Annotated in this window: 11 protein-coding genes; 7 read left to right on the top strand and 4 right to left on the bottom strand. The window is 42.6% G+C overall.

The annotated features are described in order from the left end of the window. Positions 1–97: 97 nt before the first annotated feature. Positions 98–1,591 carry an MDR family MFS transporter gene (locus NST31_RS04740; RefSeq protein ID WP_339164175.1) on the top strand — a complete coding sequence of 498 codons (1,494 nt, stop codon included), beginning with the start codon at positions 98–100 and terminating at the stop codon, positions 1,589–1,591. Positions 1,592–1,687: 96 nt separating this feature from the next. Beyond that, a complete protein-coding gene (locus NST31_RS04735) occupies positions 1,688–2,497 on the top strand; it encodes a serine protease (protein ID WP_339164172.1) in 810 nt (269 codons plus the stop codon). A 349-nt stretch (positions 2,498–2,846) separates the two neighbouring features. Here NST31_RS04735 and NST31_RS04730 read toward each other — a convergent pair whose 3' ends face one another. Further along, entirely contained in the window at positions 2,847–3,539 is a 693-nt protein-coding gene (locus NST31_RS04730; RefSeq protein WP_339164171.1) for a hypothetical protein, read from the bottom strand. Positions 3,540–3,866: 327 nt separating this feature from the next. Here NST31_RS04730 and NST31_RS04725 point away from each other — a divergent pair, with 327 nt between their 5' ends. From NST31_RS04725 to NST31_RS04705, 5 genes are all read left to right on the top strand, one after another. After that, positions 3,867–5,528 carry an AarF/ABC1/UbiB kinase family protein gene (locus NST31_RS04725; protein WP_339164169.1) on the top strand — a complete coding sequence of 554 codons (1,662 nt, stop codon included), beginning with the start codon at positions 3,867–3,869 and terminating at the stop codon, positions 5,526–5,528. Between the two features lie 190 nt (positions 5,529–5,718). Beyond that, entirely contained in the window at positions 5,719–6,600 is an 882-nt protein-coding gene (locus tag NST31_RS04720; RefSeq protein WP_077109765.1) for an AraC family transcriptional regulator, read from the top strand. A 555-nt stretch (positions 6,601–7,155) separates the two neighbouring features. Beyond that, positions 7,156–8,289, top strand: a complete 1,134-nt coding sequence (locus NST31_RS04715; protein ID WP_077109766.1) for an iron-containing alcohol dehydrogenase — start codon at positions 7,156–7,158, stop codon at positions 8,287–8,289. Positions 8,290–8,300: 11 nt separating this feature from the next. Beyond that, positions 8,301–9,962, top strand: coding sequence for an ATP-binding protein (locus NST31_RS04710; RefSeq protein ID WP_077109767.1), 1,662 nt, complete (start codon positions 8,301–8,303; stop codon positions 9,960–9,962). Positions 9,963–9,978: 16 nt separating this feature from the next. Then, positions 9,979–11,412, top strand: a complete 1,434-nt coding sequence (locus NST31_RS04705) for a sigma-54 dependent transcriptional regulator (protein ID WP_339164164.1) — start codon at positions 9,979–9,981, stop codon at positions 11,410–11,412. A gap of 176 nt (positions 11,413–11,588) precedes the next feature. Here NST31_RS04705 and adhP read toward each other — a convergent pair whose 3' ends face one another. From adhP to NST31_RS04690, 3 genes are all read right to left on the bottom strand, one after another. Further along, a complete protein-coding gene (adhP, locus tag NST31_RS04700; protein ID WP_339164160.1) occupies positions 11,589–12,599 on the bottom strand; it encodes an alcohol dehydrogenase AdhP in 1,011 nt (336 codons plus the stop codon). A gap of 204 nt (positions 12,600–12,803) precedes the next feature. Continuing rightward, the gene (locus NST31_RS04695; protein WP_339164157.1) at positions 12,804–13,355 is read right to left on the bottom strand and encodes a hypothetical protein; all 552 of its coding nucleotides are present in this window, start codon (positions 13,353–13,355) and stop codon (positions 12,804–12,806) included. Then, a complete protein-coding gene (locus tag NST31_RS04690; protein WP_339164155.1) occupies positions 13,339–13,554 on the bottom strand; it encodes a hypothetical protein in 216 nt (71 codons plus the stop codon). The genes NST31_RS04695 and NST31_RS04690 overlap by 17 nt, the downstream gene beginning before the upstream one ends. Between the last annotated feature and the right edge of the window lie 21 nt (positions 13,555–13,575).

Here is a 13,575-nt window from a genome sequence, read left to right as displayed (position 1 = left end):
TTGAATAAATTGAACATGGAGTATAAAATGTGAAACATAGAGTATAAAATTTGAAAGATAAATGAACAGGGTTGCATGATAAAGGATGGGAAATGGAATGGATATACAAGAATTACATAAAAAACCCCCATATGGCATGATTGCCATACTTTTTTTCGGCGCGTTTGTGGCTTTTTTGAATAATACATTATTGAATGTGGCGCTTCCGACCATTATGGAGGAATTCAATGTAAAACCAGCCATCGCGCAATGGCTTACGAATGGATATATGCTCGTGAATGGCATTCTCATTCCGGCAAGTGCATTTTTTATTCAAAAATTTACGAACCGCAAATTGTTTTTGACAGCTATGTCTTTGTTTACATTGGGAACGGCACTTGCCGCTTTTGCACCTTTTTTTGGCGTACTCATAGCGGGAAGGATGATTCAGGCTTCAGGTTCCGCAATGATGATGCCGCTTCTTATGAACGTCATGCTTGCCTCTTTCCCGGTGGAAAGGCGGGGGGCCGCAATGGGAATGTTTGGTCTTGTGATTATGGCCGCTCCCGCCATTGGGCCGACACTATCAGGCTGGGTAGTGGAACATTACAGTTGGCGGACACTTTTTGAAATTATCCTTCCTTTTGCTGTACTGGCTCTAACGATTGGTTTCTTTAAATTAAAAAATATTACCCCAAACCGCGATATGAAAGTCGATGTTTTGTCACTCATTTTATCAAGCATTGGTTTTGGCAGTCTTCTGTATGGATTCAGTACGGCCGGCGATAAAGGATGGGGTGCTTTGGAAGTGTATGGAACCATTATTGTCGGAGCGGCCGCGATTATAGCTTTTATCTTTCGTCAGCTTCGCATGGAAGATCCGATGCTGGAATTCAGGATCTATAAATACCCTGTGTTTGCCTTATCTTCAGTTATCATGGTTGTTGTTTCCGCGTCCATGTTCTCGGGAATGATTTTAACTCCGATTTATGTGCAGACAGTGAGGGGGATTTCGCCATTCCATGCAGGGTTATTAATGCTTCCAGGAGCGATTTTAATGGCAATCATGTCTCCGATTACAGGAAGGCTTTTTGATAAATACGGGGCACGGATTATAGCATCAATCGGTCTTGCTATTACAGTGATTACAACATATTTATTCCATAAACTTACTGTGGACACCGGATTTTACCTTATTATGCTTCTCTATACGATTCGCATGCTGGGGATGTCTCTAGTGATGATGCCGGTAATGACGAATGGATTAAATCAGCTGCCGATGTCAGCCAACCCCCATGGTACCGCGATGAACAATACATTGCAGCAAATTTCAGGAGCTATTGGAACGGCAGTTCTTGTTACAGTGATGAACAACAGAATGGAAACAAAGGGTCATGAGCTTGCAGACGCCGCTGCAGCATCCGGAAAGTCATTAAATAATCCCGAGGTAATGAAGGAGTTGACACAGCAAGCAACATTGGACGGAATCACATTCTCATTTTTAGTCTCAACTTTCATTGCTGCTGTCGCGTTGCTTTTGGCGTTATTTATGAAACGGGCAAAACCGCCCCAAACGGATAAAGCTCTTATGAAAAAATGTCAGACCGAATAATAGGGATAGAAACGAGTTCATTTTATATGGATTCGTTTCTTTTTTAGTTTCAGAAAAGCCCGTATGCTACAATGAAACGGAGGAGTGTGGGAGTGCATGGAGGAAAGAAAAAATACAGTTGACAGCGATTTGTTCGAGCAGTTGGACGAAGAGGAAATGAGCAAGCTGGTTCACGATGCCCAAGAGGAAGCAATTCGTAAAGCTGCACTCGAAAAAGAAGCGGAAAAGCCGGTCCGCCGTTTTCCAAGGTGGCTATTTTGGATGATATCGGTTATTTTCCTTTTCAGCACTTTTTCTTTCATTTTTCAAACTTACTCCATACCCGCCATTGAATTTTTGACAGCGTCCGCCAGGCTGTCGGCGAATGAAAACATTCAATCATATAAAAAATCAGTCGTCACTATTGCAGCGGGGGATAGCAAGGGAACGGGCTTTTCTATTTCGAGCAATGGATTCATGTTAACCAACTATCACGTGATCGAAGGAAATGAACAGGTACAAGTTGATTTTCCCGAGGAGGGCGTATATATGGCGGATGTGGTGGACACTTACGAAGAGATAGATTTAGCTTTGTTAAAAGTCAAAGGTGAAAACTTGCCTTTTCTTAAATTGGCGGAACAGCCAGCTTACATGAGTAAGAATGATATGATTACATTTATCGGGAATCCTCTCCGTTTTCACGGCATTGTGAATGAAGGAACTATCGTCGATTCGATTTTGTTAAATGATTGGGAGGAGGAAGTCATCGTAATAAAAGCTCCAGTTTACCGGGGAAACAGTGGCAGCCCGGTCATTGATGACAATGGCCAAGTGATAGGAGTGGTATTTGCGACGATGAAACATGATGTTTACGGGAAGGTTGGATTGGCAGTGCCGATTGAATTGTATCAAGAGGCAAAGCAATAAATCTCACGCGGATCAAAGTTGTTTTTCCGTCTGTCAGCGAGAATCTGCAAAATAGAAGGGACAAAACATGACTTGGAAATGATGGTTGTATATTCAGAAAAGAAAGATATTTGCACTTAAAAATAAACCAACTAAACTCCTACAATCATACAGCCTCTGATCTGTTTTCGTAAAATAGGGCTATGCGGTTTTCGGGTGTTTCTGTCTATTTTTGGGCCAATATGCTCATTTTGGAAGAATACAATCCGGATTCTTGATGTATTGACTGTTTTTAAAGGTATTTAATCCGGATTTTTCATGTTTCTATGTTTTTGAAAATGGCTATGCTTTCTTTTTAAGCCTGCAACAATCAACCGGTGGAGTCACGATGCTTTAGAGCATTAACCTCCAATTCGGCATCAGCGATCCTGCGATTTACAAAGACAACATTTTCCCGCAAAGTCCTAATTTCATTTAATAAAATATTATCAGCATTAATGCTTTCTATATGGTGATCATCGACTTTTTCTGACAGTCGATCGAGCTTCTGCTCGACATGATTGATTTTTGCTGACAGTTTGTCCTCAACGGAATTGATTCTTACCTCAACGTTTTTCAGGTCTTGTTTTGTGGCCATTCTTTCTTCAACGGCTTTCAGGTCTTGTTTTGTGGCCATTCTTTCTTCAACGGCTTTCAAGTCTTGTTTTGTGGCCATTCTTTCTTCAACGGCTTTCAAGTCTTGCTTTGTGGCCATTCTTTCTTCAACGTTTTTCAAGTCTTGTTTTGTGGCCATTCTTTCTTCAACGGCTTTCAAGTCTTGCTTTGTGGCCATTCTTTCTTCAACGTTTTTCAGGTCTTGTTTTGTGGCCATTCTTTCTTCAACGGCTTTCAAGTCTTGTTTTGTGGCCATTCTTTCTTCAACGGCTTTCAGGTCTTGTTTCGTGGCCATTCTTTCTTCAACGGCTTTCAGGTCTTGCTTTGTGGCCATTCTTTCTTCTACGGTCGAAACCCTCTTATTCAAAACTTGCAGCTCATTGATAATCAAATCGAGTTTTTGTTCCACATTATTACCCCCTCTCTATTTATGTTCGTATGCCTTTATTATACAATTGCTTTGGGCATAGTCAATCAGGCAAAATGTAATTTTGAAGCGCATTTATGCGCTAAAATGGAAGTTTTGCAATCACATTTCGGTTTTTTATCCCGCGTGTAAGGTGCCATATACACCACTTCAAAATCTTGAGTGAATACAAAAGGTCCATGTGGGAGATAACGGCTCCTAAATGCCCGCTTGGTTCAACTAACAGTCAGTAGGAGCCCTACTGAATGAAGATTCACTTTATAATGAAAGCAACCTTATTTTTAATATTTGCTGCTGGAGGGGAAGAAGATGTTTGGGAGAAGAATAAAACACACCCAGCGTTATCAAGAAATTATCAACGCTTTTTTAAAAAATGGACTCGGTCATTTGTTGTTTCGTATTGGTTTGATTGATCGTACTGGAAAGTCACGGGATGCAAAAGAAAATATGAAGGATTTGGGGATCAGACTTCGTACGACTTTGCAGGGATTGGGACCGACTTTTATCAAGCTGGGGCAGATCGCGAGTTCACGCCGGGATTTGATTCCGGAAGAGATTACTGTCGAACTGGAGAGGCTTCAGGATGATGTCGTTCCTTTTTCTTATGAAAAAGTGGTTGAAATCGTAGAGTTGGAGCTCGGGGATACTCTTGAAAATCTTTTTCAAGAATTTCAGCAAACGCCCCTTGCGACTGCTTCGATCGGACAGGTACACGTTGCGCAGCTTTTCACGGGTGAAAAAGTGGCTGTGAAAATTCAGCGGCCTGACATCCAGTCGATCATTGAAACCGATTTGGATATTTTGCATGATTTGGCCAGAGGAGTCGAAAAAAGGATGGAGCTGGCCAGGCGGTACCGGATTCGTGAAATGATCGAAGAGTTCTCCGCTTCTTTGCGCGATGAGCTGGATTACGAAGTGGAGGGTCGTAATGGAGAACGTATTGCGAGGCAATTTGTAAATGAGTCGTCTATCCATATTCCACGAATTTACTGGGACTTTTCATCTAAGAAAGTTCTTACGATGGAATTAATCAAAGGGATTAAAGTGACGCACGTGGAAAAGTTGGATGAAGCAGGATATGACCGGAAACTGATTGCAGGACGGCTGGCCGATTCGATGTTCAGCCAAGTGTTGGAGCACGGTTTTTTCCATGGGGACCCGCATCCCGGAAATATTTATGTTTTACCCGATAATGTTGTTGCCTATTTGGATTTTGGGATGGTGGGGCAGTTGAAGGAGGATTTGAAGTATCACTTTGCCTCTCTTCTAATGAATCTCCAGCAAGGAAGCGCCAAGGGGATGATCAAGACATTTGCTGCGATGGATTTGCTTGACGGGGATACGGATGCACACGAACTTCAGTATGATTTGGAGCGCTTGATCAGCAAATATTATGATACTGCTTTTAAGGAAATCAGCATGGGGGCAGCGCTTACCGATGTGTTCGCCATCGCTTATAGGCATCGGGTGAGGATTCCGACCGAAATTGCGATTCTCGGCAAGGCGATCTTGACGATGGAGGAGATTATCTCAACATTGGATCCGGAATTCAGTGTCATGAGGGCGGTTGAGCCGTTCGGCAAAAAATTGATGAAACAAAGGTTCAGCCCAAAACATATTCTGAGCAGGTCTTTGGAGGATATGATTGAGAATATTGAAGTCATCAGGGATCTGCCGAAGGACTTAAAAGAAATCTCGACAACCGTCAAAAAAGGCAGACTCCGATTTGATATCAATATAAAAGAGTTGCAAACTTTTCTGCAAAGATTGGATAAAATCAGCAATCGGCTTTCTTTTAGTATCATTTTGCTTTCTTTTAGTATTTTAATGGTCGGTTTAATCATCGGGACCGCTATTGCTGACAAAACGGCCTTTTTATTCAGGCTTCCTGCAATTGAAATAGGTTCGGTCGTAGCTACACTTATGTTTTTATTTATGATCTACTCGATTTTCAAGTCCGGAAGAATGTAGGAAGAGGCTGGACAATATCCATAAGATGAACATGCCGCATGAAATCAAATGTAATAATCTTGATTTCACGCGGTTTTATTTTCACGATTTGTATGAATAGCAATTCCCAGCTTTCCTTTTCAAAAGAGAGCAATTTATGTCAAAAAGTCTTTCGTTCTTTTTGTTATCTTATAGTCAAGGAGGCACGGTGATGAGCTACAACCCGATTATTCAAAAAACGATTCATTATATCGAGAATCATTTACAGACAGATTTATCGTTAGACAGGATCGCCCGGCAGGCTGGTTTTTCCAAATATCATTATCACCGGATTTTTCTCCGTGAAGTGGGTGTATCTATTTCCGAGTATGTGCGCTATCGGCGCATTGCCAATTCTGCTACATTATTGCTGTATACGGATGAAAAAATCATCGACATTGCTCTTTTTTATCGCTTTGAATCACAAGAGTCTTTCACTCGCTCTTTTAAAAAGTATTATCATTTGCCACCGGGCCAATATCGGAAAATCATGAGTAAATTGCTATTTCAAAAGGAGGAAATGAAGTTGAAAAATGACCAATTATTAAAAGGATGGCAATTAAGCGGTAGTCATCCATTTCATTATGAAATGGGGATTGACAGAGAGATATTCCATAAAGGGCAAGCATCGGGGTATTTAAAATCTGTCACTGTAGAAGAAGTTGGGGAGTTTGCAACGATGATGCAGGAATTCAAAGCGGATAAATATTTGGGGAAAAGATTAAAGCTCTCCGGTTTTATCAAATCAAAAGGAGTGGATGGATTTTGCGGATTATGGATGCGGGTTGATGACCATCTCCAAGATGTCTTGCAATTTGATAATATGAGTGATCGTCCGATAAAGGGAGACAATGAATGGAACCATTACGCCATTGTTTTGGATGTGCCGGAAAATAGTGCGGTCATTGCTTTCGGCGTATTGCTTTCAGGGAAAGGCCATGTTTGGGTGGATGAAATAACATTTGAAGAAGTTGACCACAATACACCTACAACAAACTTAGAGTTCACCAGCGAGTTATTGGATGAACCTATCAATTTATCGTTTGAAGAATAAGGAGGATTCGCATGGCTAATAACAAGAAAGCAGGAATGGTTTTGTTAATGGGACTCTTCATCATCATCGCTTTAAAATTTCTCATAGGAAATGTTATTTTTTCCTATGTAAAAGAATGGATTCTGTAGATTCACATAGAGGCTGTCCAACATGTCGCTTTTCACTTATCGGATGACCTATTGGGGGGAGCTCCCCCTTGAGCATGCCAAATAGAACTTTTTTCAGAGGGCCAAAAGATGGTATATTCTTTTTAGGTACAGAAATATAATAGCCGCAAGCAAAGGCCGCAGCTTTTGAGGCTTCCTCCGAAGTTGCGGCTTTGCTTTTAACTTCGTCTTAATAAGCCATGACATGAGTCGGTGTATTTTTTACAAACAGCAACCGGGTCGACAGGTATAAGATCAACTCAACGTATATAAGTATGCTTCAAGTTGAAAACGTCGCGATTTACATTTTGATTCATGGAGAGCAACTTGTCTGGAATTTTTATGCGGTGGTCAAGAAAAATACCTGTTATAATAGTATAAAAGAGTTGAGGGAGAGGATCGCCCGCTTATGAAGATTAATAAATTCGTCATGCCGGAACTTATTATTGGAAGCGATTCCATTAAGCGGGTGGGCGAGAGCTGCGCAAGGCTTGGTGCCAGGAAAGTGTTTATTACGACGGATCCGGGGGTTCTGGCTTTGAACTGGTTCGAGCAGGTACTAGACAGTTGTAAAAATGCCGGGCTTCCCTATGTCATTTTTTCGGATATCACAACGAATCCCAAAGATGACGAGGTGGATAGGGGTGTACAAATATATTTGGAAGAGGAGTGTGATGCCATTGTCGGGGTTGGCGGCGGCAGTCCCATTGATGTGGCGAAGGCCATTGCCATCGTTGCCACAAATGGCGGAAGCATTCATGATTATGAAGGAGTGGACAAAATCGTATTTCCTCTTCCTCCCCAAGTGATGGTCGCGACGACTGCCGGATCAGGTTCCGAGGTATCCCAATTTTCAATTATAACGGATTCGGAGAAAAAGAAAAAATTGACGATCATTTCCAAATCCCTTGTCCCTGATATTGCCATAGTGGATCCCCAGACATTGATGACGAAAAGTCCCCACTTAACGGCGACAACAGGATTGGATGTGTTGACGCATGCAATCGAATCATTCGTCAGCATTGCGGCAACTCCCTTGACGGACGTACAGGCAAAAAGTGCGATTTCGCTCGTAGCGCAATATTTACGGCCGTCTGTCGCTTCCAAAATGAATAAAGAAGCGAAAGAAAAAATGGCCATGGCAAGCGTACAGGCCGGTTTGGCTTTCTCGAACGCGATTCTTGGGGCAGTCCACGCCATGAGTCATGCGATCGGGGGACGATTTCTTCTGCCGCATGGTGATGTAAATGCCATTTTACTGCCCTACGTCATGGAATTTAATTATTTGGCTTGTCCGGAAAAGTTTTATCAGATTGCGGAGCTGTTTGGCGAAGACGGCCGCCATTCAGGGAAAAAAGCGATCGAATATGTCAAGCAACTGTCGCTGGATATCGGGGCGTCTCAGCGGTTATCGGACATGGGGTTGCAAAATTCGGATGCGGCCATTATCGGGCAAGTCGCAATAGAAGATGCTTGCATGATTACCAACCCCCGTGACATCACAGCGGCAGATGTGGAAAGGTTGTTTAAACTCGCATTATAGGAGGGCATCTAATGTCAGACAGACAGCAGTTGATTGAACGGCTTGTCGGGGTTTCCTCATCGAAAATCAATTATTATACGGAACTCAAAAAAACGATTGATGAAATGAAGAAGAAAAATACACAGCTTGAGATCATCAATGAAGTGATGCGAAGCTTTAATATTGATATGTCAATGGACGCCATGCTGAAAAACATACTGGAAAAATTGCGGAAAATATTTCCTCTTAAGAGATTGAGTTTGTCCATTTTTAAAAGCGGCAAACTGATACTGACAAATGTATATCCGCGTGATTACGCCCATGTTGATATCGGGAGTGCGATACCTAAGGAAAAGTCCCTTTATTGGAAGGTGGCGGAGTCTGGTATTTCGCAGGTGTATTTTGTGAATGCGGATGATCGGGAAACGTACACGGAAATAGTGGCTTTTGAAAAATTAAGTTTGCGCGAAGTGCTTGTTTTTCCCCTTTATGGCAAAGGGCGGATTATCGGTGTTTTAAGTCTGGGGAGTGAGCGGCAATCAGCATATGACAAAGAAGATCTTGTGTTTTTACAGCAGTTTTCGGACCAATTGGCAGTATGCATTGAGAATGTCCGTTTATATAACGAAGTATTGAATAGCAAGAAAGAATGGGAGCAGACATTTCTTGCGGTGGCAGATCCGATTATGTTGGTCGATGTAAACGGAAGCATTTTGCGGTGCAACGGAGCGGCATCTTCTTTTTTCCGTTTGGATGGGGTGGAGGTCGCCGATTACACATTGGACAATTTGTTGTATGGAGAGCAGATGAAAGAGGAAAGTCCGCTTTATGAAACTTTGAAGACGAAAAGGACTGCCTATCGGGAAATAACAATGTTTGGCCAGACGATTTGTGAAGTGCATACATACCCGATCATAAACGAAAAAGATGACATGTACGGAGTGATCGCCTATATAAAAGATGTGACCGAAAAACGCCATTTTGAGGCGCGGATGATGCAATCCGGCAAGCTTGCGGCTCTTGGTGAAATGGCTGCGGGAGTGGCCCATGAGTTGAACAATCCCTTGACGGCGATTTTAGGAAACACTCAGTTATTGCTGCGGAAAGCGGATAAAGGTCATCCTTCGCATGAATTGCTGGCAGATGTTTTGAAATGCAGCAAAAGATGTCAAGATATTATTCGGAATTTGCTCACTTTTTCCAGGCAGGACGAATACTTATTCCAAACTTGTTCCCTCAACGAGGCGGTTGAACAAGTACTTAGCCTCGTCGGGTATCAAATTCGCCAGAGCCATATTGATGTAAAAGTGAGACTCGATCCCGATATTCCCCTTGTCGATGGCAGCATCCAACAGCTTGAGCAGATTATCATCAACTTGCTTTTAAATGCCAGGGATGCGCTGGATGAGACAGCGAGGCAGAATGACAAAAAAATCGTCATTCGAACGGTAAGCAGCCCGGAAGGGGTTGCCCTATCGGTCAGTGATAATGGGCCGGGAATTGATTCAAAAAGAATGAAGGAAATATTCCATCCGTTTTATACGACGAAAGAAGCTTTGAAAGGAACAGGACTTGGTCTATCAGTCAGCCTTGGTATTGCGGAAGCTCATGGCGGGACGATTGATGTCAAAAGCGAACCGGGGATTGGGAGTGTTTTCACTCTTCGTTTGCCGGTCAAAAAGGACCCTGCATAAAAGGTGGTGTAGGATTGTGGCCAATATATTGATAGTGGATGACGATCGAGAAGTCGCCAATTTTTTAAGTTATTTTTTAAAAGAAAAAAACTTAGAAGTATACAAAGCATATAACGGGAAAGATTTTCAACGGTTATTTCGGCAGCAGTCCTACCACTTGGCGTTGATCGATGTGAAGTTGCCCGATGCGAGTGGATTGGATATTTTAAAAGAGATAACGGAACAAATGCCTGTGTGCAAAACGATCGTTATGACCGGATATAGTACGATAAAAGTGGCTGTAGAAGCAATTAAGCTTGGTGCCAACGACTTTATTGAAAAGCCGTTTGCCGATTTAGATGTATTGGAAAAAACCATTGACCATCTGTTGAAAAACAAAACAACCTTGGCGGAAAGTGATATTCAAGTACTGGCTAAAAAGAGCGGCATTGTGACGGGGAATAGTGAAACGATGAATCGTCTTCTCGCTCTTGCCTATAAAATCGCCCCCAAACATATCAATGTTCTCATTGAGGGTGAGACAGGGACGGGAAAGGAACTGTTGGCTCATTTCATTCACCAAGCGAGTAAGCGGAATGAACAGCCTTTTATCGGCATTAACTGCGGCGCTTTATCTGACACACTGCTGGAAAGCGAACTGTTTGGCCACGATAAGGGCGCTTTTACAGGTGCGGTGAAAGAAAGAAAAGGCGTGTTTGAACTGGCGGGAAAAGGGACATTGTTCTTGGATGAAATTGGTGAGGCTTCGCTTGCCACACAGGTGAAGCTGCTGCGTATATTGGAGACAGGTGAATTTATGCGGGTTGGCGGTGAAAAAATACAAAAAACAAACACCCGGATTATTTCGGCCACGCATGTCGCTCTCGCAGAAGCGGTCAAAAGCAAAACATTTCGGGAAGATCTCCTGTATCGGTTGGATGTTGTGAAGTTGGTCATCCCTCCTTTGCGGGAAAGGAAGGAAGACATTCAGCTGATTGCAAATCATTTGTTGGAACAGGCGGGAACTGTATTTCAGTTAAGTACAGAAACGGCCGCCATATTCGAGCAATACGATTGGCCGGGGAATGTAAGGGAATTATCCAATGTTATTAAGCGGGCATTAACGGTGATGGATGAAGACAGTCACATCATCACCCCTAAACACTTGCCGGAAAAAATGCGGATCGGCAAGCCGCGTCTTGTTGAAAAAAAGCAGCCTGAAGAAGAGAATTTTGAGGAATATATGCAACAATGGACAGATAACATGATTGCCGTTTGGAAAAATGAAGACAAAGTCGAAATGGAAATGATTCTGCACAACGTAAAAGAGTTGGAACGTGAAATCGGCCGTGCATTCGTCATGAAAATGCTGAGGGCAACGATCGGAAACAGACAGGATGCAGCCAAGCGTTTGAATATAAGCATGCGTAAGCTCAGGTACTTATTGAATGAAAAAAGCACCCGTCCATGAAATGAGCGGATGCCTGATGTTGGGTAATGCACCTTGGAATTGCCTACCCGAATCAATCGTTGGAAGCGGTTCCCGGGGATTGCTGTCATTGTCTCCCCGCTTTTTATAGTTATCAATGGCAAAGCCTTAGTATGTCATTGGCTACGCTTTTTCTTGTTTATCAAGTAACGGATACATTAAAAAGTTAGCACAATCCGTCCATTGATTTGCCCTTTTTCCATTTTGTCAAACACCTGATTAATGTCTTCAAGCTTGGCGGTGGAAACGATAGCCCGAACTTTTCCATCCGCAGCAAATTGCAAGGCTTCTTGCATATCTTTTCTTGTACCGACAATGGAGCCTTTGACAGTTACGCCATTTAACACGGTATCAAAAATGGGCACTGGGATTTCATCATTAGGCAATCCTACTAAGACAACTGATCCGCCGCGTTTGACAGAGTGATAAGCCTGCTCAAACGCGGCTTTGTTCACTGCGACACTGATGGCGGTCTGCACGCCGCCGACTTTATCTTTGATTGTTTGCGCAGGGTCTGAAGTTTTTCCATTAACGGTCAAATCAGCCCCAAGCTCCTTTGCAAGCTGAAGTTTATCATCGTTAATATCAACCGCCACCACATGAAACCCCATCGCTTTGGCATATTGCAAGGCGATATGGCCCAGTCCGCCGATGCCATAAATGGCCACCCAATCTCCCGCTTTTGCCCCGGAGACTTTTAATGCCTTATAAGTGGTCACCCCGGCACATAAAATGGGGGCAATTTCAACGGAATCCACACCATCGGGAATTCTTGCCACATAATCGGCGGGTGCCACACAATATTCGGCAAAGGCGCCGTCAGCAGAATAGCCGCCATTTAATTGGTTGGGACAGAGGGTTTCATTGCCGGATAGGCAGTATTCGCATTCTCCGCATGCTTTAAAAAGCCACGGAACCCCGACACGGTCTCCTTTTTTCAAGGATGTTACGCCTTGTCCTACCTGCTCAACAATTCCCACGCCTTCATGGCCAGGAATAACCGGAAGCTTTGGTTTAATGGGCCAATCTCCATGGGCCGCATGCAAGTCGGTATGGCAAACACCGCACGCTTCCATTTTGATCAACACTTCGCCATGCTCCGGCTTTGGAATCTCCACCTCTTTTATTTCCAGTTCTTGTTGGAATTCATTAACGACTGCTGCTTTCAATTCTGATTCCTCCTTAGATTTAATCGGCTAACTAATTACTTAATATTGCAAAAATAATGCCAACATTATTTCCCCGGCAATATACGATGACTTACAGCCGCCGCCGCTATATTGTTTTTTTTTGCCAACATTTCGGCTTAATAGGACGAAATGTTGGCATTTGAATCAAAAATGATATAGTCCAATCGGTGATCAACTTCAAGATCATCTCTTCTTTCTTTTATCCATAATAAGGAGGTTGATGATCATGAAGATAAAAATAAGCACGAAAGATGCTAAACCAATGATGAAAATAGTTGTATCACTCAAATTTGAAAAGCGGAAAAGCATATCCGGTATAAACAGCAGGACGGGGATCAAAATGGAGAACCAAGTCTTGCTCCAAATGGCAAGGATGATAAGAATACTGGCACAAACACCAACAACAATCCAATTGACAAGAGTGGTTCCTATATAAAAAGGTTCAACAATAAGAGTGCTTCCCAGCAATACTAGTATAAAGAGTGTATTGACACTTGTGGTGGCAAGCATGCCCATGACAAATAATTTTTTGGTTGAGAATTGCTTTTTTCCCGCCTGTTGCAAAAAGAATACATAAATAAGCAGGCCGGCGATGATGATGAGAGGGAAAACTATGACTTGCACGATATTGAGCGAGAACTCTCCCTTGATGGCAGATCCCATGATTAAGTAAGCAATAACACCTGCAAAAATAATTGTCACATTTTTGATAAGGTTTTTATAGTCTGTATCCATTTCTCATTTTTAATGAGTTCATATACTGTTCCGGCGTACAGTCAATCATCTCGTCGATACTTTTCCCTTGTTTTTCCGCCTCTATTAAATGAACTTTTAATTCATCGATTAGTTCATTTATTTCTTTTTGCTTTTTTCCGGATGTCACTAAATAAAGCCGCAGATTCTCAATAAATGCTTTGCTTTTGTCTGATAACAATGTTGATTCCCCCCCAGTTCT

Origin of the sequence: Siminovitchia sp. FSL W7-1587 (genome assembly GCF_037963795.1) — a bacterium.
In the GTDB taxonomy this organism is placed as follows: Bacteria; Bacillota; Bacilli; order Bacillales; family Bacillaceae_C; genus Siminovitchia; species Siminovitchia thermophila.
The sequence above is the reverse complement of the archived record's forward strand: the minus strand, read 5'-3'. Positions and strand labels throughout refer to the sequence as shown.